The sequence below is a fragment of the Corallococcus exiguus genome, assembly GCF_009909105.1.
Taxonomy (GTDB): domain Bacteria; phylum Myxococcota; class Myxococcia; order Myxococcales; family Myxococcaceae; genus Corallococcus; species Corallococcus exiguus.
Map to the genome: position 1 here is coordinate 16,950 of NZ_JAAAPK010000015.1, position 19,723 is coordinate 36,672.

16 protein-coding genes are annotated in these 19,723 nt (G+C 69.8%); 8 read left to right on the top strand and 8 right to left on the bottom strand.

Annotated elements, in window-relative coordinates; translation table 11 throughout:
* Positions 1 to 9: 9 nt before the first annotated feature.
* Positions 10 to 2,076, bottom strand: coding sequence for a S9 family peptidase (locus GTZ93_RS38170; RefSeq protein ID WP_139915840.1), 2,067 nt, complete (start codon positions 2,074 to 2,076; stop codon positions 10 to 12).
* 50 nt (positions 2,077 to 2,126) lie between these two features.
* On the bottom strand, positions 2,127 to 2,648 hold the full coding sequence (locus GTZ93_RS38175; protein ID WP_120578796.1) for a hypothetical protein: 522 nt from the start codon (positions 2,646 to 2,648) through the stop codon (positions 2,127 to 2,129).
* A 356-nt stretch (positions 2,649 to 3,004) separates the two neighbouring features.
* On the opposite strand from GTZ93_RS38175, the gene GTZ93_RS38180 reads away from it, so the two are divergent.
* The 3 genes from GTZ93_RS38180 (at position 3,005) to GTZ93_RS38190 (ending at position 8,339) form a co-directional block, all read left to right on the top strand.
* Positions 3,005 to 4,147: an AI-2E family transporter gene (locus tag GTZ93_RS38180; protein WP_257978992.1), complete on the top strand. Its 1,143-nt coding sequence runs from the start codon at positions 3,005 to 3,007 to the stop codon at positions 4,145 to 4,147.
* Positions 4,148 to 4,161: 14 nt separating this feature from the next.
* A complete protein-coding gene (locus tag GTZ93_RS38185; RefSeq protein ID WP_139915839.1) occupies positions 4,162 to 4,758 on the top strand; it encodes a DedA family protein in 597 nt (198 codons plus the stop codon).
* A 215-nt stretch (positions 4,759 to 4,973) separates the two neighbouring features.
* Positions 4,974 to 8,339 (top strand): ATP-binding response regulator, encoded by a 3,366-nt coding sequence (locus tag GTZ93_RS38190; protein ID WP_257978991.1) that lies wholly within the window; start codon positions 4,974 to 4,976, stop codon positions 8,337 to 8,339.
* Between the two features lie 9 nt (positions 8,340 to 8,348).
* On the opposite strand, the gene GTZ93_RS38195 is transcribed toward GTZ93_RS38190, so the two are convergent.
* Together GTZ93_RS38195 and bioA are read right to left on the bottom strand one after the other, a co-directional pair.
* Positions 8,349 to 9,797, bottom strand: coding sequence for an FAD-binding oxidoreductase (locus GTZ93_RS38195; protein ID WP_139915837.1), 1,449 nt, complete (start codon positions 9,795 to 9,797; stop codon positions 8,349 to 8,351).
* A gap of 126 nt (positions 9,798 to 9,923) precedes the next feature.
* A complete protein-coding gene (bioA, locus tag GTZ93_RS38200; RefSeq protein WP_139915836.1) occupies positions 9,924 to 11,255 on the bottom strand; it encodes an adenosylmethionine--8-amino-7-oxononanoate transaminase in 1,332 nt (443 codons plus the stop codon).
* Positions 11,256 to 11,544: 289 nt separating this feature from the next.
* On the opposite strand from bioA, the gene GTZ93_RS38205 reads away from it, so the two are divergent.
* Complete coding sequence (locus GTZ93_RS38205) at positions 11,545 to 12,342, top strand: acyl-CoA desaturase (protein WP_139915835.1); 798 nt, start codon at positions 11,545 to 11,547, stop codon at positions 12,340 to 12,342.
* 67 nt (positions 12,343 to 12,409) lie between these two features.
* On the opposite strand, the gene GTZ93_RS38210 is transcribed toward GTZ93_RS38205, so the two are convergent.
* From GTZ93_RS38210 to GTZ93_RS38220, 3 genes are all read right to left on the bottom strand, one after another.
* The gene (locus tag GTZ93_RS38210) at positions 12,410 to 13,255 is read right to left on the bottom strand and encodes an SDR family oxidoreductase (protein ID WP_139915834.1); all 846 of its coding nucleotides are present in this window, start codon (positions 13,253 to 13,255) and stop codon (positions 12,410 to 12,412) included.
* 78 nt (positions 13,256 to 13,333) lie between these two features.
* Positions 13,334 to 13,834, bottom strand: a complete 501-nt coding sequence (locus GTZ93_RS38215) for a serine/threonine protein kinase (RefSeq protein WP_139915833.1) — start codon at positions 13,832 to 13,834, stop codon at positions 13,334 to 13,336.
* A 10-nt stretch (positions 13,835 to 13,844) separates the two neighbouring features.
* Complete coding sequence (locus GTZ93_RS38220; protein WP_139915832.1) at positions 13,845 to 14,768, bottom strand: DUF2381 family protein; 924 nt, start codon at positions 14,766 to 14,768, stop codon at positions 13,845 to 13,847.
* Between the two features lie 248 nt (positions 14,769 to 15,016).
* Here GTZ93_RS38220 and GTZ93_RS38230 point away from each other — a divergent pair, with 248 nt between their 5' ends.
* Positions 15,017 to 16,456, top strand: coding sequence for a DUF2380 domain-containing protein (locus GTZ93_RS38230; RefSeq protein WP_139915831.1), 1,440 nt, complete (start codon positions 15,017 to 15,019; stop codon positions 16,454 to 16,456).
* The gene (locus GTZ93_RS38235) at positions 16,453 to 16,923 is read left to right on the top strand and encodes an NUDIX hydrolase (protein WP_139915830.1); all 471 of its coding nucleotides are present in this window, start codon (positions 16,453 to 16,455) and stop codon (positions 16,921 to 16,923) included. Before GTZ93_RS38230 ends, GTZ93_RS38235 begins: the two co-directional genes overlap by 4 nt.
* Before the next feature lie 46 nt (positions 16,924 to 16,969).
* On the opposite strand, the gene GTZ93_RS38240 is transcribed toward GTZ93_RS38235, so the two are convergent.
* On the bottom strand, positions 16,970 to 17,827 hold the full coding sequence (locus GTZ93_RS38240) for an SDR family oxidoreductase (RefSeq protein ID WP_139915829.1): 858 nt from the start codon (positions 17,825 to 17,827) through the stop codon (positions 16,970 to 16,972).
* A 108-nt stretch (positions 17,828 to 17,935) separates the two neighbouring features.
* Between GTZ93_RS38240 and GTZ93_RS38245 the strand changes: the two genes are divergently transcribed.
* Both GTZ93_RS38245 and GTZ93_RS38250 read left to right on the top strand, forming a co-directional pair.
* Positions 17,936 to 18,346 carry a winged helix-turn-helix transcriptional regulator gene (locus GTZ93_RS38245; protein ID WP_139915828.1) on the top strand — a complete coding sequence of 137 codons (411 nt, stop codon included), beginning with the start codon at positions 17,936 to 17,938 and terminating at the stop codon, positions 18,344 to 18,346.
* An 83-nt stretch (positions 18,347 to 18,429) separates the two neighbouring features.
* Positions 18,430 to 19,629, top strand: a complete 1,200-nt coding sequence (locus GTZ93_RS38250) for a GNAT family N-acetyltransferase (protein ID WP_139915827.1) — start codon at positions 18,430 to 18,432, stop codon at positions 19,627 to 19,629.
* Positions 19,630 to 19,723: the final 94 nt, after the last annotated feature.

The window sequence follows — 19,723 nt, forward strand, 5'->3', positions numbered from 1 at the left end:
GGCACCGGCTCAGCGCGCCGGCGCCCGCACCTTCGGCTTCGACTCCGTCACCGCCGGCAGGTTCGCGTCGAACCAGTCCAGCGTGCGCAAGAGCCGGTCCTTCTGGTGCTCGGGCTTGCGCAGGCTGTGGCCCTCATCCGCGTAGATGACCAACTGGGTCTTCACGCCCAGCGTCTTCAGCGCCTTGTGGAACTCGTAGCCCTGCGACGCGGGCACCTCCAGGTCCCGCTCGCCGTGCAGCACCAGCGTGGGCGCCTTCACCTGCTTCACTCCGTTGATGGGCGAGGAGCGCGTGTACACCTCCGGCTCGTCGTACACCGTCGCTCCGAAGTACGGCAGCATCCATGAGTCGATGTGATTCGTGCCGTAGTAGCTCTGCCAGTTCGCGATGCCCGCGCCCGCCACCGCCGCCTGGAAGCGCTGCGTCCGCGTCACCGCCCACATCGTCAGGAAGCCGCCGTAGCTCCACCCCGTGATGCCCTGCCGCGCCGGATCCACCGGCGCTGACGCCAGCACCGCGTCCAGCCCCGCCAGCACGTCGTTGAAATCCCCGAAGCCGAAGTCGCGGCGGTTCGCCTGCACGAACGCTTCACCCTGGCCGTAGCTGCCTCGCGGGTTGGGCATGAACACCGCGTAGCCCCTCGCCGTGAACAACGCCGTCTGCGGATTGAAACCCGGCAGCACTCCCGCCGCCGGTCCTCCGTGCACCACCGTCACCATGGGCGCCTTGCGTCCGGACGCGTCCGGCACCGGCAACACCAGCCAGCCCTGCACCGGCTGACCGTCGCTCGTCCACGTCACGCTGCGCACGTCGCCCACCGTCACGCGCACGTCCGCGTTGAGGCGCGTCACCTGCTTCCACGCTCCCACCGGCCCCGTCCACAGCTCCGGCGCCTGGATGATGGCGTCGCGCACCACCGCGCTCGTCACGCCGTCCTTCCCCAGCGACACCTTCACGTGCTCCGGGCCCTTCCACAACGTCTTCACTTCTCCGCCGCCCGGAGCCACCGCCATCAGCGCGGCCTCTCCCTGCGCCTGCGCCACGAACACCAGCCGCTCCGCCGTGGGCCAGAAGAGGTCCGTGGCCGTCGCCTTCAGCCCCTCCGTCACGTTCCGCGCGGGCGGCACCTTCGTGGGCAGCTCCGCCTTCTCCCCGAACCGCACCTTCGCCGCCAGCCGCTCCGGCACCGACACCACGAGCACATCCCCGCCCGTGTTGCCCTCGTCGCTCATCAGCCCCTCGATGAACGCGAGCTGCCGTCCGTCCGGGCTCCACGCGGGCTCAGCCACCTGCCACCTGGGCGTGTGCAGCAGCGACGTCTCTCCCGTCCCCGCCTCCACCGCGTACACCCGCGCGCTCCACCAGTTCGCATCCCCGGGTGGCTTCGAGGCCGTCACCGCCACCCGGGCGCCGTCCGGACTCCACGCGTACTCGTGGATGAACAAACCCGCGGGTGACACCCACCGCAGCCGCGTGTCCTCCACCGTCACCACCGCGAAGCGCCTCACCGGCGGAGACGCCTGCACCACGCCCGTCTCTCGCGCCGCCGGCCCCCGGGGCCCCAGCGCGTCTTCCGCGCCCTCGATGACGAGCAGCCCCACGGACTTACCGTCGGGCGACCACTTCGGCGCCGCCAGCACGCCCTTCACCGTGGTGAGCCGCCTCGCGGGCCCGCCCGTCCCGGATGCGTCCACCACGTAGAGCTGTTTCGCCCGGCCCTCCCCCGCAGTGGAGAGGAACGCGAGCTGCCGGCCGTCCGGGCTCCATGACAGCGAACCCTCCGCGCACGGCGCGCCATCCTTCGACGCGGTGACGCGCACCGGCGCCCGCTCCGGATGCGCCAGCTCCCGCACCTGGAGCCTCGCAGCCTCCGCGGTCCCCGGCACCGACTCCACCCAGGCCACCCGCGTGCCGTCCGGCGACAGCGACACCTCGCGGATCCGCACCATCCGCTGGAGCGCGTCGTACGTCGCGCTGGCCTCCACCCGCGCGGGCGCGGGCGCGGGCGCCGCCCCGAACGCCAGCGCGCCCCACACCCAACACCCCACCGCCACAGCCAGGCTTGCCGCTCGCATCCGCCGCCTTCCGAAAAGCACAGGAGGGCGGAGTCTAGCGGACCTCCCGCTCAGTGCAGCTGCGTGGGCAACATGGGCAGCCCGTGGAAGAAGCGCCGCCCGCTCTCGAAGCGGTGGTGGAACGTCACGCGCTGATCCAGGTACAGCCGCGCCATCTCCTCCTCGCCGTACGCGCGGAAGAACGCGGCGCGTGCTTCATCACAGGCCCGCTCGTACTCCACGCACAGCGCCTCCCAGTCTTCCGGTGGAAGCTCCCCTTCCGGCCAGCCCTCGCTGGTGAGGCCGTAGTCGCGCTCCATCGCGTCCAGCTCGCGCGCCCGCATCCTCACGCGCGGATCCTCCGCGATGGCCTCGTCCGCCATCGCCGTGAGGATGTGCGCCACCAGGAAGAAGCCCGCGTCCGGCGGCACCGCTCCCGCGTCCCGCGCGCCCCGGAACGTCACCAGCAGCTGCGCGTCCATCTCCTCGCCGCCCAGCTCCGCCAGCTTCGCCGCCAGCCCGCGCCACCGGGCCTCGGTCTCGAGGGCCTCCCGCCGCACCCCTTCCAGCTCCTGCTCACCCATCTTTTTCATGGTGTCCTCTCCCGGCCCGCGAAAGTCCCTTCCCACGAAGGTTCCCATCCACGTCTGACGCTCGGGCCCGGCAAACCGTGCTGTCCCCTTTTTCCACGACGTCCCGGCGCGTCAGGTGCACGACGCCCGAGCGCGGCGCCGTCACGTTGCGGACGCGCAACCGTGCTCGGGGGGACGGACGGCCTGGCGGCCAACCCGGGCGTTTCGGGGCTGCCGGGGTGACGAACCACCAAGCCGGTGATTGCGTCCGGTGGAGCCCCTTCGCGAACGCCGGGTGTCACCCGCAGGACGCTTGAGCGAGGCCCGGACCCCGCGCGCACACTTGGAAGCCGACAGTGGTTGCCGCCGGGCGCGGGATGACGCATCCGCAGGACATGGGGCCCGAAGCCGGTGGCCTGTCCTGGGGAGCCTCGCCGGTGTCCGAGCCCGTCGTCCCGCCGCAGCTGAAGTCCCAGGTGTCGCCCCGCACGGTGTTCACCGTGTGCCTCGTGGTGCTGGGGGTGATGGTCCTGGTGGTGCTCGTCGCCAAGACGCGCGTGGCGCTCACGCTCACCGGCATCGCGGCGCTCATCGCGCTGTCGCTGGAGCACGGCGTGTCGCGGCTGGAGAAGCGCGGCTTCAAGCGGTGGCTGGCCATCGCCGTGGTGCTGTTCGGGCTGTTCGTGGCCACCGTGGCGCTGGGCCTGCTGGTGATTCCGGACCTGGTGACCCAGGTGGACGCGCTGGTGACGCAGTGGCCTCACCTGTGGAAGCAGATGCGCGGCACCGGAATCTTGCGCGCGCTCAACCAGCGGCTTCAGAGCCTGGGCTGGAACGAACGGCTGGAGGAGGCCACGCCCGCGATCGCGGGCCCCTTGCCCGCGCTCCTGATGAGCGCCATTGGCGGCGTGGTGGGCCTGCTCGGCGGCATCATCACCGTCTTCTTCCTGGTGGTGTTCATGCTGGTGTTCGGCGGCGGCGTGCTCAAGCGCCTGCTGGAGCTGGCCCGCCCCGACCACCGGCTGCGCTACGTGCGCGTGCTGCGCAACGTGTACACCGCGACGGGCGGCTACCTGTCCGGCATCACCCTCATCTGCGCCATCAACGCCACGCTCACCACCACCATGCTGGCGGTGCTGGGCATGCCCTTCTACCTGCCCCTGGGCGTGGCCAGCGGCTTCTCCAGCCTGGTGCCCTACGCGGGGCCCATCATCGCGGGCGGCATCATCACGCTGCTCACGCTGGCCACCGGCGGCCTGTGGAAGGCGCTCGCGGTGTTCATCTACTTCCTCCTCTACGGCCAGTTGGAGGGCAACGTGATGGCGCCGCTCGTGTTCAAGCGCACCGTGCACGTCAACCCGCTCGTCACCCTGCTCGCGGTCCTCTTCTGCGTGGAGCTGGCGGGCATCGTGGGCGCGGTGGTGGCCGTGCCCGTGGCGGCCACCCTGCAGATCATCGTCCGCGAGGTCCTCCTCTTCCGCCAGGAGCGCCGCGCCGCGGCCGTGCTCCCAGAGCCCTGACGGGCCGAGCCCCGATGACCGACTCGCCCCTCCAGTTCCTCGTGACACACGGCTCCGGCCCGCTGCTCTTCCTCGTGCTCGTGGCGGGCGGGTTGGGGCTGCCGTTCCCGGAGGACCCGGTGCAGCTGGCGGCGGGCGTGCTCTCGCACCGGGGCGCGATGCCGCTTCCGGCCGCCATCGCGCTGTGCTTCGCGGGCGTGCTGTGCGGGGACACTGTCCTCTTCTTCACGGCGCGCCGGCTGGGGCAGGCGCTCTACACGCACCGGCGCACCCGCCGCCTGTTCCCGCCCGAGCGCCGCGAGCGCATCCAGGGCCTGTACGCGAAGCACGGCTCGCGCGTCGTCTTCGTGGGCCGGTTCATGTCCGTGCTGCGCGTGCCGGTGTTCGCCATGGCCGCCGCGGAGGGCATGCCTTTTCGCCGCTTCCTTCTCTGGGACGGGCTGGCGCTGTGCCTGAGCTCGCCCCTGGTGGTGACGCTGGGCTACCTGGGCTCCGCGAGCGTGGACCGCGTGGCGAAGGGCGTGGGCCGCGTGGAGCACTTCGTCGCGCTGGCGGGCGTGGCCGCGCTGCTCGTCGTGCTCGCCGTGCGGCATGCCCGCGAGAAGCGATAGCCCCGCCCGGCCCCCTGAAATCCGCGAGCGGCGGTCCCTGCCACCCCACCCGGGGCCGAAGCAAGCAAGCTCACACTTGCTCTTGATGCCACGGCACGCGCCGCGTGAATCCGCTATCAAACCAACGGTTTCCCTGGACGAACATCCGAGGCCTCATGACTCACCCCAGTCCCTCCCAGGCCGGTTCCACGGCGGTGTCGCCCCCGGAAGGGGGAATGGACTGGCTGTCCGGCGGCGGTGAGATGGGGCGGTTGATCCGCTCCATGGACTGGTCGGGGACGCCGCTCGGGCCGGTGGAGACCTGGCCGCAGAGCCTGCGCACGACGGTCAGCCTGTGCCTGTCCTCCACCTTCCCCATACTCATCGCGTGGGGACCGGAGCGCGTGCAGCTCTACAACGACAGCTACCGGCCCATCTGCGGCGCGAAGCACCCGAAGTCCATGGGCCAGCCCTTCCGCGACTGCTGGGCCACGGCACTGCCGGTGGTGGGCAGCGTGTTCGAGAAGGCGGGCACGGGCGTGGGTTCCTACATCGAGAACCAGCGCATGTTCCTGGACCGGTACGGCTACCTGGAGGAGGCCTTCATGACCTTCTCCTTCAGCCCCATCCGCGACGAGTCCGGACGCGTGGGCGGCCTCTTCCACCCCATCACGGAGGTGACGGAGAAGATGCTCAGCGCGCGGCGCACGCAGACGCTGCGCGAGCTGTCCGCCCTGCTGGGCAAGGTGAAGACGGTGGAGGACATTGGCGCCGCGCTGCCGCAGTTGCAGCAGGACGCCGCGCTCGACGTGCCCTTCCTCCTCTTCTACCGCCGCGACGAGTCCGCTCCTCGCGTCCAGTGGGCGGGCGGCATGGGCCTGCCCCCGGGCACCGCGTGGAGCCCGGTCGAGGCGGGGCTGGACGGGCCGTGGCCCTTCGCCACCGCGGGCGTGGACCCGGTGGACGTGCCGCGCGCGCCGCTGGACGCGGGCCTGACGCTGGGGCCGTACGAGGAGCCGCCGGCGCACGCGCGCGTGCTGCCCCTCCACCCGGCCGGCATGGCGGAGCCGTTCGGCTACCTGGTGGCCGGCGTGAGCCCCCGCCGCGCCATGGATGACTCCTACCGTGGCTTCTACGAGCAGCTCCAGGCCACGGTCACCAACGCCGTCGCCAGCGTCCGCGCCTACGAGGCGGAGGCCCAGCGCGCGGAGGCACTGGCGGCCATCGACCGGGCGAAGACGGCGTTCTTCTCCAACGTGTCGCACGAGTTCCGCACGCCGCTCACGCTCATCCTGGGTCCGCTGGAGGAGTCGCTCGCGGACGCGTCCGCGCCCCTGCCGCCATCGCAGCGCGCGCGCCAGGAGCTCACCCATCGCAATGCCCTGCGGTTGTTGAAGCTGGTCAACTCGCTCCTGGACTTCTCGCGCATCGAGGCGGGCCGGGTGAAGGCGAGCTTCCACCCCACGGACCTGACGCGGCTCACCGAGGACCTGGCCAGCGTCTTCCGCTCCGCCATGGAGAAGGCGGGGCTCCAGTACACCGTGGAGACGCAGGACGTGGGCGAGCCCGTCTACGTGGACCGGGACATGTGGGAGAAGGTTGTCCTCAACCTGCTCTCCAACGCGTTCAAGTTCACGCTCCACGGCGGCGTCACCATGCGGCTCGTGCGTGAGGGGACGCGGGTGCGGCTCACCGTGCGGGACACCGGCACCGGCATCCCGGAGGCGGAGCTGCCGCGCGTGTTCGAGCGCTTCCACCGCGTGGAGTCCTCGCGCGGGCGCACGCATGAAGGCACCGGCATCGGGCTGGCGCTCATCCAGGAGCTGGTGAAGCTGCACGGCGGCACGTTGGGCGTCCACAGCGTGGAGGGCGAGGGCAGCACCTTCTTCGTGGAGCTGCCGCTGGGCCGCGCGCACCTGCCCGCTGAACAGGTCCAGGAGGACGAAGGGACCCCGCACGCGGGCAAGCTGGGGTCCGCCTTCAGCGAGGAGGCCCTGCGCTGGCTGCCAGATGCGCCGGAGTCCCTCCCGCCGCCGGGTGCCGAGCCGGAGCCAGTGAGGGCTTTCAGCAGCTCCTCCGTGCTGGGAAACACAGGCGCGGGGTTCGCGCTGCCCGTGGGGCGTGGGCACGTCCTCGTCGCGGACGACAACGCGGACATGCGCGGGTACGTGAGCAGCCTGCTGTCGGCCCACTGGAACGTGCGCGCGGTGGCGGACGGCGAGGCGGCCTTCGAGGCGGCGCTCGAGCTGACGCCGGACCTCATCCTCAGCGACGTGATGATGCCCCGGCTGGACGGCTTCGGGCTGCTCCACAAGCTGCGCGGCGACGCGCGCACGCGCGGCATCCCCTTCATCATGCTGTCGGCGCGCGCGGGCGAGGAGGCCCGCATCGAGGGGCTCCAGGCCGGCGCGGACGACTACCTGGTGAAGCCCTTCTCCGCGCGCGAGCTGCTGGCGCGCGTGGACAGCCAGCTCCAGTTGGGGCAGGCCCGGCAGCAGCTGTCCGACTTCTTCATGCAGGCCCCCGCGGCCATGTGCGTGATGATGGGCCCGGACCTCGTCTTCTCGGTCATCAACCCCATGTTCGCGAACCTGATGGGCCGGGACATGCTGGGCAGGCCCGCGCGCGACGCGCAGCCGGTCGGAGGCCACGGCGTGCTGCTCCAGCACCTGGAGCGCGTCTACCGCACCGGCGAACCCTTCGTGGGCCGCGAGGTCCCGGCGCGCCAGCCGGACAGCCAGGGCGGCCTCAAGGAGCTGCTGCTGGACGTGGACATCCACGCCCAGCGCGACGGAAAGGGCCGCATCCAGGGCCTGCTCGTCGCCGTGCAGGAGGTCAGCGAGCGCACCCACGCGCGCCAGCAACTGGAGGCCCTCACGCATGACCTCCAGCACGCGGTCGCCGCGCGCGACACCTTCCTGGGCGTGGCGTCGCACGAGCTGAAGACTCCCGTCACCGCGCTGCTCCTGCACCTGGAGATGATGCGCCGGCGACTGTCTCCCAAGCGCGGCGAGCCGCCCTCCGCGGAGAAGCTCACGTCGGCGATGGACTCCGCGCGGCGGCAGGTGGAGCGGATGTCGCGGCTGGTGGACGAGCTGCTGGACGTCTCACGCATCCGCGCGGGCAAGCTGGACTTCCACATGGAGGAGAGCGACCCGATGGAGATGATCCACGAGGTCCTCGACACCTTCCGCGAACAGATGGAGCAGGCCCACTGCGTCCTGGAGCTGCGGGCGGAGCTGAACCTGCGCGTGTGGTGGGACCGCTCGCGCATGCAGCAGGTGATGACGAACCTGGTGTCCAACGCCATCAAGTACGCGCCGGGCACGCCGCTGCGCATCGGGTTCACCAGGCGCGGCGACCGGCTCATCCTCTATGTGTCGGACGGCGGCCCGGGCATCCCGCCCGAGCACCAGGCCCGCGTCTTCGAGCGCTTCGAGCGCGGCGGCCCGCCCCAGACCGTCCACGGCCTGGGGCTGGGCCTCTTCATCGCCCATCAAATCGTGCAGGGCCACCACGGCAAGCTGGTCCTGCAAAGCCCCCCCGGCCAGGGCGCCACCTTCTTCATCGACCTGCCGCTCCCTCCGCGGGCCCAGGCCTGAGCGCGCGCCTCAGTGCGCGACGCTCGGGGGCTTCACCGGACCGGGCAGGATGTTCTGGTTCACGTGGAAGAGGTTCTCCGGGTCGTAGCTCCGCTTCACCTCCACCAGCCGCGGGTAGTTGTCGCCGTAGGTGGCCTGCACGCGCTCCTGGCCCTCCTCCATCATGAAGTTCACGTAGGCGCCGCCCGCCGAGTACGGGTGCAGCGCGCTCCAGTACTCCTTCGCCCAGGTGGAGATGTCCGCCGCCCGCTCCGGTGACGGATCCACCCCGACGATGACCTCCGACCAGCGCGCGTCGCGGAAGCGGAAGGCCGTGTCATGCGGGCCCACGCGGTGCGCCGCCCCGTCGATGGGGTACAGGTGCATGGTGGACTGCATGGACGGCAGGCGCTCGGCGAAGGACACGTGTCGCTCGATGGCCGCGTCCGGAATCTCGCGCACGAAGTCCGCGCGCCAGTACCACTGGTGTCCCGGCGGATAGAGCGCGTCGAAGGCGGTCTGCAGCATCGGGAAGGGCATGGGCATCACGCCGTGCAGCGCGGGCTTGAGCGCCAGCACGGGCGCGAACAGTTCGTCCGCGCGCGCGGGGTCGCCCGTGTAGCACCACACCACGCCGCACATCTTCTGGAGGTGGAGCTCCTCCGGGAAGGGCGGCGCGGGCGGCACGGTGATGAAGGCGAAGAAGCCGCTGAGGTCCTCCGGCGCGGCCGGAAGGAACTCGCGGTACCAGCGCATCACCTCCGCCGCGCGGTCCAGGGGCCAGAGCGTGGGGCCACCGATGACGATGTCCACGGGGTTGGCCCGGAAGAGGAACGACGTCACCACGCCGAAGTTGCCGCCCCCGCCGCGCACCGCCCAGAACAGGTCCGGGAACTTCTCCTCGTTCGCGGTGACGAAGCGACCGTCCGCGAGCACCATGTCCACGGCGAGCAGGTTGTCGATGGTGAGCCCGAAGCGGCGCGTGAGGTATCCCAGGCCGCCGCCCAGCGTGAGCCCGGCCACGCCCGTGGTGGAGATGATGCCGGAGGGCACCGCGAGCCCGAAGGCATGGGTGGCGTGGTCCACGTCCCCCCAGACGGCGCCGCCCGCGACGCGCACCGTGCGGGCCTCGGGATCCACGCGCACGCCGCGCATGCGCGACAGGTCGATGACCAGTCCGTCATCCACCAGCGCCAGTCCGCCGCCGTTGTGGCCGCCGCCGCGCACGGCCAGGGGCAGCTTGCGCTCGCGGGCCAGGGCCACCGCGGCGATGACGTCCGCCACGTCCGCGCACCGGGCCACCATGGCCGGGCGCTTGTGGATCATCGCGTTGTACAGCTGGCACGCCTCCGCGTAGTCGGCGTCTCCTGGCTGGATGAGCGTGCCGCGCAGCTGCGCCCGGAACAGCTCCACGCTGTCCGGCGTCAGCCCGGCGGGCAGGCCGGGGCCTGTCTGCGGACGGTGGGTTTCGAGTGTCACGGCGGTTCCCTCCTCAAGAGCCGGCACCGGCACGGCGCCTGACTCAACGGATGCGCACGGTGACGGCCTCGCAGCACCAGAAGGCAGGAGGGGGCTGCCCGGCACGCGCCGGTGGCGAGGGACGACTCAGCCCGCCGCCACCTCGCGCAGGCTGTCCTCCACGCCCGCGAGCAGCAGGTCCAGGTCCGCGTCCGGGATGTTGAGCGCGGGCGCGATGTAGACGGTGTTGCCCATGGGGCGCAGGTAGAGGCCGCGGCGGCGAGCGGCCTCGTAGACGCGCCAGCCGCTGTCCGCGAAGTAGCCTCCGCCACCCAGGTCCACCGCGCCCACCATGCCCACCGCGCGCGGGCGCACCAGTCCGGGGAGGGTGGCGGCCATGCGCTCGAAGGCGGCCTTCACGCGAGGTGCCTTGCGCTGCACCTGCCCCAGCACGTCCTCGTCGCGGTACACGGCCAGCACCTCGCGCGCCACGGCCGCGCCCAGCGGGTTGCCGCAGTAGGAGTGCCCGTAATAGAGCGCCCGATCCTTCGCCCCCAGGAAGCCCTGGAAGATGCGCTCGGACGCGAGCGTGGCGGCGAAGGGCAGCATGCCCCCACTGAGCGCCTTGGCCAGGCACAGGAGGTCCGGCATCACGCCGGCCAGGTCCACCGCGAAGCGAGCACCGGTGCGGCCCATGCCGGTGAAGACCTCGTCGGCGATGAGGAAGGTGTCCACCGCGCGGGTGGCCTCGCGCACCTCGCGCACGAAGTCCGGCGACGACATCCACATGCCCGCCGCACCCTGGAGCACGGGCTCCAGGATGACGCCTGCGATGCCGTCCGGATCCGCCGCGAGCGCGGCCTTCACCTCGGCCAGGGCGCGCGCGTGGCCATCGGGTTCAGCGGGGGACGGCACGTGCACCACGTCGAAGAGGAGCGGGCCGAACACGTCTCGGAACTCGTGCACGCCGCCCACGCTGGTGGCGCCAATCGTCTCGCCGTGGAAGGCGCCGGTCAGGGTGATGAAGCGGGTGCGGCGGGGGCGGCCGTTCTGGGCCCAGTACTGAGCGGCCATCTTGATGGCCACCTCCACCGCGGTGCTGCCGTTGTCCGAATAGAAGACGCGCGACAGCTTCTGCTCCGAGGGCACGCCCGCCCGGTCCGCGCCCGGAGCCAGCGCGGTCAGCTCCGCGCCCAGTCGGGCCGCGGGGCCGTGCGTGATGCCCGCGAGCGAGACGTGGGCCAGGCTGCCCAGTTGCTCGGTGAGCGCGTGCACGAGGCGCGGGTGGCGGTGTCCCAGGGTGGACACCCACCACGAGCCGTTGGCGTCCAGGTAGCGCCGTCCGTCCGCGTCATGGAGCCAGACCCCCTCCGCGCGGACGATGACGAGCGGGTCCGTCTTCGCGATGTACTGCTCCATCGCGGTGTAGGGGTGCCAGACGTGCTGCTTGTCCAGTCCGACGAGGGTTGCCCGATCCACGGTGGAGGCTCCTGGGCGCAAGGGGAGTGAAGCCCGGGGTGACGCGCCGCGTGCCCTTCTGCCCTCCCCGGGGACGGCCCGCAACGTCGCGGTGCGACACGAGGGACGGAGGCGAATGGATGACCGCACCGGGCCTTATCCACCAGCGGACAGGCGGAGGAATGGGACGCTCAGTGGCGTGCGTCCGGAGCGGGACGGTGGGGCCGGTCCGCTGCCGGTGACATGGGGAGCGCTGACATTGCCATGACAGGGGGGGTGTTAGCCCTGTGTCTGTCATCACGGGAGAGTCATGGCCATCGTCATCTTCTTCATCAGTCACTGGCTGCTCTGCGTCTTCTTCCAGAGCTTCTTCCAGCACCGTTACGCGGCGCACCGCATGTACAGCATGGGTCCGCGCACGGAGAAGGTGATGCACCTGCTCACCTACCTGGTGCAGGGCTCGTCGTACCTGTCACCGCGCGCCTACGCCATCCTGCACCGCGAGCACCACGCGTACTCGGACACGGAGAACGACCCGCACTCGCCGCACTACTTCAAGGACGTGATGCGGATGATGTGGCACACGAAGGAGCGCTACACGGGCATCCTGACGCGGAAGATCCAGCCGGAGCCGCGCTTCGAGGGTGGCTATCCGGAGTGGAAGCTCGTGGACGAGACGCTGGGCCAGTCCTGGTTCGCGGTGCTGGGCTGGGTGGCGCTGTACACGGCGGTCTACGCGACGTTCGCGACGTCGCCCTGGATGTTCCTGCTGCTGCCGGTGCACTTCGTGATGGGGCCGGTGCACGGCGCCATCGTGAACTGGTGCGGGCACAAGTACGGCTACCGGAACTTCAAGGGCGCCGACAAGTCGCGCAACACGCTGCCGGTGGACGTGCTGTGCATGGGTGAGCTGTTCCAGAACAACCACCACAAGTACGGCAGCAGCCCGAACTTCGCGGCGCGCGCCTTCGAAATCGACCCCACGTGGCAGGTGATGCGCGCGCTGTCCAAGCTGGGCGTCATCCGCATCACCACGCCCCAGCGCGCCGTGTACCCGGAGCCGCGTGAAGTGGCCCGCCAGAGCGGCGCCGGAGCGCAGGTCGCCTGACGCGAGGTCCAGACTTGAAGCAACGCGGGGGAGCCGTCCGTCAGGGACTGCTCCCCCGTGGTGTTTCTCAGCCCTGCTGGAGCGCCGCGGCCAGCGTCGTCGTGGGCCGGCCGATGAGGCGGCTCAGCGTGCGGCTGGTGTCATTCAGGTCGCCCCGGGCGATGCCCTCGTCCGAGTTCGCCAGCACGTCGGCGTAGCCCTTGGGCAGCCCCGCCTGCATGAGCGCGGCGGCGAAGTCGGCCGGTGGCAGGTCCTCGTACGTCACCGTCTTGCCGGACTGGCGTGACAGCTCCGCTGCGTACTCCGTCAGCGTGAAGCCGGTGTCGCTCGCGAGCTCGTACACCTGGTGCTCATGGCCCGTGCCGGTGAGCACGGCCACGGCGGCGTCCGCGTAGTCCTGGCGGGTGGCGGGAGCGACACGGCCGTCCTTCGCGCAGCCCCGGAGCACGCCCTGCTCCAGCGTCCGCTTCGCGGCCTCCGTGTAGTTCTCCAGGTACCAGCTGTGCCGCAGGAACACGAACGGAAGCCCTGACGCGCGGATGGCCTCCTCCGTGTACAGGTGCTCTGGCGCCAGCACCATGCGCGACGTGTCCGCGTGCAGGATGCTCGTATAGGCCAGCAGCTTCACGCCGGCCTTCTTCGCCGCGTCCACCACGGTCTGGTGCTGCTTGCGGCGCTGGCCGACTTCGCTGGAGGAGATGAGCAGCACCATGTCCCCGCTGGAGAACACGCCGTCCCATGTCTCCGGGCGGCTGTAGTCCGCCTTGCGAACCTGAACGCCACGCGCGGCCCACTCCGCGGCCTTGTCTGGATTGCGCACCGCGACCGCGACCTGATTCGCGGGGACCTTCTTCAGCAGTCCCTCAATGACGAAACGGCCCAACCGGCCCGTGGCTCCCGTGATGACGATCATGGCTGCCTCCGTGTTACGCGTAGCAAGAAGTGTCCCAACCGCCCGACATGGATGCGGACCACCTCCTGCCCCAGTGGCCTAGAGGAACTCGTCCACGATGAAGACGCCCCCGAACGAGAACTCGAGGACCGCAGTTCCAGGCAAAGACTCAGGACGCTTCCGGAGCTGGTTTTTCCCCGTCCGCGCCACCGCGCAGATGGGCACCCGCTGTGCGGCACCCGGCGGAAGTGCCTCGTAATAGCGGATGACCGCCTGAGGCCCACTCGTCCAGATATACCCGTAGAGACGCGTCGGCGACTCCAGCGTCCCCAGGTCGTCGAGCAGCACACTCTCAACGCGCCCCTCGTACAGGGTGATCGGCCGGGCATCCATCTGGTTCGCATCAAGCTCGGCTGTTGCGCCGTCGCCCACGCCCAATCGCAGATAGCGCATCGCCTTGAGCGCTTCGTCCGGGCACCTCTCGGGCCCAGGCGTTCCGTCGGGCCTCAGTCGCACCCTTCCTGTCGCGGAACCGGCACACCCCGTGAGCAGGACGACGAGAATGAGACCGCACGCGAACTCAAGCGTCCTGGGAACCATCCTGCGGCTCTTACTCACGCACAAGGCGAGGGTCCAGGACCACATAGCCCTGGCGGAGGCCGTCATGCCGGTAGAACTCAAGCATCAGGGTCTCCAGCTGCCCCTCGGCATCAAGGAAGGCGCTCCGGTCCACGACGAAAGCGAAGGTGCCCGACTGTCCCGGTGAGAGCGAAGCATGCTCGGAACGAACAGCAACAGTTCGCGGCTCATGGCTCTTGAGGGAGAACAGCTTTGCACGGACCATTCGCCACGGGCGGTCCTCGCTCTGATTCCTCACGGCGATAGTGACCGCGGCCTTGCCCTTGCCCGAGTAGAGCCGCATCGACAGCTCGGAGTCCGCCTCCACTGCTCCCCAGGACTTGATCACCCGGAACGGCGTCTGTGCCCTGGCTCCAGATACCAGCAGCGCGGCCAGTGCATGGTCCGCAGAGGTCTCCTCCTGACGCAGTCGCTCGTTCTCCTCTTCCAGCGCGTTCTTCGCCCTGAGCGCGCGCGACAGCGCGGACACCACCGCCTGATAGCTCTCCCGGTCCTTGAAGACGTCCACCTGTTGATCCGTCCACCCCCACTCCTCTACCGGCGGCCTCAGCAAGAACGAAAGTTCCGTCCCATCCGCTAGCGTCACGAGCAGTGGCACACTCTCATCCGGAGCCAGGGCACGGAGGGGTTCAATCACCACCCGCTTCCCCGCGACCACCAGCGGCTCGAAGCGTCCCTCCCACCCGAGCAGCTTCGTCTTCATCGGGTCGCAGGCTTGCTCGAACCGGAGCACCGTGACGATCTGCCCCGCCACGTGGATGCGATGGGCCGCGTCGTCCGGGTGCTCAGACAGCACCAGGGTCCGGACCTGAGCCCTCTCACGCGGCCCCGCCAGGGCAGGTGTGGCCACGAGGAAGAACAGGGCAAAGAACCAGCCAGGTAGGGCGTTCGGCATCGAACCTGGACCCTACCCAAGCCGCTCGTTCCACGCCAATCTTCCAGACCGGGCACATATGCACCGGACGACGTCCACGAACATGCAGCGGCGGTTGACCGAACTCTCCGCTCGCCAATTTCCCAACCTTCTCCCTGCTGTCTACACACCCGCGCTCACGGATCACGATGGCCGCACGCTGATGTTCCCCACGCCGGAACGGACGGCGCGGCCAGGGGCGTTCGCATCAATGGGCCTGGGTGTGAACCATGCGCGCTGACGCTCTGTTGCTGGCCATGGTGCTGCTGGCTACGGGATGTGCCTCCGCGCCGCATGCGCGGAGCCTGAGCTATACGCCGGGTGGGACGTCCGTCCTCTCCGGTCCGGAGCAACGGCTGCCGCGTCGCCAGGGCTCACGTGACGATGAGACCACGCCAGGCGCTGCTGGAGGCAGGGAGCGGAGCGATGCACTGACGCGTGATGCAGTCCTCGCGAGCATTGCCGAAGTGAAACGCTCATTGGGCGGCGTTGAAGCCGCGCGCTCCAAGCTGGCGGGCCGTCCTCCGCCCCTCGTGGGATGGAGCCTCAACGGCGTCTTCACCCGCTACCTCGACCATGGCTCCAATCAGGTGAAGTGGATGCAGGGGGCGCTCGGGAGCGCCACCGCGCTGACACGCGTGGCTTCGGAGGTGGGGGATGCGAACATGGAGCAGGGCATGCTGCGCATGACGGGACCGAAGCTCCAGGCGGCCCTGTTCGGGACCCTGTTGATGGCCACCTGGGTGGACTTCCTCCACCTCACGGATGCCGTGCTCCGGAACTGTCCAACGTGCAGCGTCGAGAAGCTCTTCGTCGACCTGCATCGCGTGCAGGAGTTGATGGAGCCCGCGCTGGAGGACCTCGCCTCCCAGGACCCCGAGCGGGTAGAGGCGGCGGCGGTCGCGATGCCCGAGTTGATGGGGAAGCTGACCCGTGAATTCGACTCAATCCAACGGGAGACTCGCGCGAGCATGAAGCTTGGTGGGCAGGTCCTCGCGGCCGTGCGGGCGGTGGAGTTGGTCGCCATGATTTCCACGCTGAAGGTGTCGCTGCCACGGCTGCCTCCCTCGGCGCCCGCGACGCTCGGCGTGGGCTTCGTGATGAACTCTGGCGGCGTCATGACGGGCTCGCGGCTGGTGGTCTCCGCCGAGTGGGTGGAGATGATGCGAAGGCTCGTGCAAGCGGGCGTCATCTCCGTTCCAGCCGTCAGCGCGGCCGTCCTCATTCAGAGCGGACAGGTCATGATGGCCCAGTCGCATCAGGACCTGCCCAAGGGCGTGCGCGACGCCCTGGGGGACAGCCCCGAGGTGCGCGGCATGCAGGTGACGGGCAGAGCGGGAGCGGGCATGTCGGACGGCCCGAGGCACCATGTGCTGCCGCAAGAGCACCGCAAGTGGTTCGAACAGCGCGGCTTCAAAGGCGACATGGACATCGACCAGTTTTGCGTCCGGTTGGAGCAGGCCCACCATGAGGCGATTCACGGTGGGGGAAACTGGAAGCTGGGGCGCACCTGGCCCGGCGAATGGAACCGGCTGATCATGGATGCGCTGTTCAAGGCTGAGGTGAAGTCTGGCCGGGTGTTGACGCGGAATGAGGTCCTGGACATCGTTGCGGATCGAATGAAGGACTACCGGATCCCGCTGAACTTCACGCCTGGGAGAAGACGATGAGCGGCGGAGATGCCTGGCGGGGCAACATCAAGGCACGCCTGTACGAACGCGTCCGCGCGCTCGGCTTCGACTCACTCACTGCCTTTGCCGATGCACGTCCCGCTGTCCCGCTGTACGCGCTGGCCGACGAGCTTGGCGACGATGACGTTGCCGCGGTGCAGGTGTTGAGCGGGTTGCTCGGAGAGGCGGAACGGCGCAAGCAGGTCACTCGCTTTGTCCGAGATGTTCTCGTGCGCCTCTTGTCTCAGAGCCTTACCAACGGTTGGCCGGCCGTGCTGGATGACGCGAACCGATTCAAGGTAGCCAAGGCACTCGGGACGTGGTTCGCCTACACCCCAGAAACCCACAAGGAGCGCGTGGACCGGGCTGGTGATGCACTCCTCGCCCATCCGCCGCCGCCCGGCTGGCAACCGCTCGGACCCGACGACGAGTTACTCCGCACGCTCCTACCCGACGACGAAGTCTGACCCGCGAGGCACCCCCAAGGGCCGCTGAAGGGGGCGCCCCCGGACCTCAGCCCTGCTTCAACGCCGCGCCAATGGCATTCCCGAACGGCACCGTGGGCCGGCCGATCAGTCGGCTCAGCGTGCGGCTCGAATCATTCAGCTCCCCGCGCGACAAGCCCGCGTCCGCGTCCGCCAGCGTGTCCGCGAAGGGCTTGGGCACGCCCACCCCCTGGAGCGCCGCGGAGAACTCCGCCACCGGCAGGTCCACGTACTTCACCGGCTTGCCCGACTGGCGCGACAGCTCCGCCACGTACTCCGGCAGGCTGAAGCTCGCGTCACCCGCCAGCTCGTACACCTGGTTCTCGTGGCCCGTGCCCGTCAGCACCGCCACCGCCGCGTCCGCGTACTCCTCACGCGTCGCCGCGGCCACCCGGCCCCCCTTCGCGCTGCCCTGCACCACGCCGTACTGCAGCGCCGGCGCGAGGTGCTCCGTGTAGTTCTCCACGTACCAGCCGTTGCGCAGGAACACGTACGGGATGCCCGACGCGCGGATGGCCTCCTCCGTCGCCTTGTGCTCCCCCGCCAGCGACAGGCCGCTCTTGTCCGCGAACAGGATGCTCGTGTAGGCCAGCAGCTTCACGCCCGCCTTCTTCGCCGCTTCAATCACCGCCGAGTGCTGCGGGAAGCGCTTCCCCACCTCGTTCGCGGAGATGAGCAGCACCGTGTCTCCCTTGGAGAACACCCCGTTCAGCGTCTCCGGGTGGTCGTAGTCCACCTTGCGCACCTGCACGCCGCGCGCGGCCCAGGCCTTCGCCTTGTCCGGATTGCGCACCGCCACCGCCACCTGGTCCGCCGGCACCTTCTTCAGCAACCCCTCGACGACGAACTGGCCCAGCTTCCCCGAGGCTCCCGTGACAACGAACATGGCTCCGCCCTTTCCTTGCTCGCGCTCCAGGCGCGAAGTCGAACTGGGCTTACCGTAACGGGGGTACTCACTTTTCGTAAGTACGCACCTCATGGTAAGTGTCACGTCATGAAGGCAAGCAAGGGCAGTCCATTGCTGGAGAAGGTGAAGCAGCGCGGGGACCTGCACGCGGCGGGGTGTCCCTCGCGCGGTGTTTTGGAGCACGTCACCAGCCAGTGGGGCGTGCTGGTGCTCGTCGCGCTCAAGGAGGATGGCACCCACCGCTTCAGCGAGCTGCGCCGCAAGGTGGGCGGGGTGAGCGAGAAGATGCTCGCCCAGACGCTCCAGGCCCTGGAGCAGGACGGCTTCGTGCACCGGGAGGCCCACCCCGTGATTCCTCCCCACGTGGACTACAGCCTCACGCCCCTGGGTGAAGAAGTGGCCGTCCACGTGGAGGCGCTGACCTCCTGGATTGAAGACAACGTGCACCGGGTGATGACCGCCCGAACCCAGGCGCTGCCCCGCAAGAAGGCCTCCTGAGAGGCCCCGGGCTCCCTCGCCCGGATGCTCTCCAGCGGGACGAACGGGAGCGAAGGGGACAGGCCCGCGTTAAGACTGCTCCCGTGCCCGCTGACACCCCGCTCAAGGTCCGCATTCTCGATGCCATCCGCGATGTCCCGGCCGCCCAATGGGATGCCCTGGTCGCCGACGGCGCGCCCCCCTTCGTGCGCCACGCGTGGCTGTCCGCCATGGAGGAGAGCGGCAGCGCCACCGAGGACACCGGCTGGGCCCCGCACCACCTGACGCTGTGGCGGGGCAAGAAGCTGGTCGCCGCCGCGCCCGCCTATCTCAAGTTCCACAGCATGGGCGAGTACATCTACGACTTCGGCTGGGCCAACGCCGCCGCCCAGCTGGGCGTGGAGTACTACCCGAAGCTGCTCGTGGGCGGCCCCCTGTCCCCCGCCACCGTGCCGCGCTTCCTCACCGCCCCCGGAGAAGACGCCGCGCTCTTGCGCCGCGCGCTCCTCCAGGCCGCCGTGGAGACCGCCCAGGCGAAGGACTGCTCCGGCGTCCACGTGCTCTATCCCACGGATGAAGAGGCGGACTTCCTGGAGGAGGCGGGGCTCGCGCGCCGCATCACGCTCCAGTTCCATTGGAAGAACCCGGGCTACCAGAGCTACGACGACTACCTGGCCCGCTTCGACTCCAAGCGCCGCAACCAGCTCAAGCGCGAGCGCGCCGCCGCGGCCACGCAGGGCATCCAGCTGCGCACCGTGCGCGGCGCGGACCTGACACCGGAGCACGCCCAGCGCGCGTACACCTTCTACACGTCCACCTGCGAGCGCCACGCCTGGGGCCAGGTGCAGCTCACCCCGGGCTTCTTCGAGCGCGTCTTCCGTGACCTGCCCGACACCGTGGAGATGGTGGAGGCGGTGAAGGACGGGCAGGTCATCGCCGGGGCCTTCAACCTGGCCACGCCGGAGCGGCTCTACGGCCGCTATTGGGGCTGCACGGAAGAGCACCCCTTCCTGCACTTCAACGTCTGCCTGTATCAGTCCGTGGACGACTGCATCCGTTCGGGCCGCAAGGTCTTCGAGCCCGGCGCGGGCGGCGAACACAAGGTGACTCGCGGCTTCGAGCCCACCGCCGTACACAGCGCCCACCTGATTTTCGACAAGCGCCTGGACAAGGCCGTGCGGAGCTTCCTGCGCATGGAGCACATGCGGCTGGCACCCGCCGTGGAAGAGGCGGAGCGCATCTGCGGCCTCAAGCCGTGGGCCGGCTCCGGCGTCGGCGGGGCCCCCGGGTCCACCGGTACCTGAAAAACCTGAACGTCTGTCCGCCAGCCCACCGGCCGGTGGGCATCCGCGCTCGGTTCAAGTTGTGAAATCGGGGTGAAGCTCTAGAGTCCGCCCC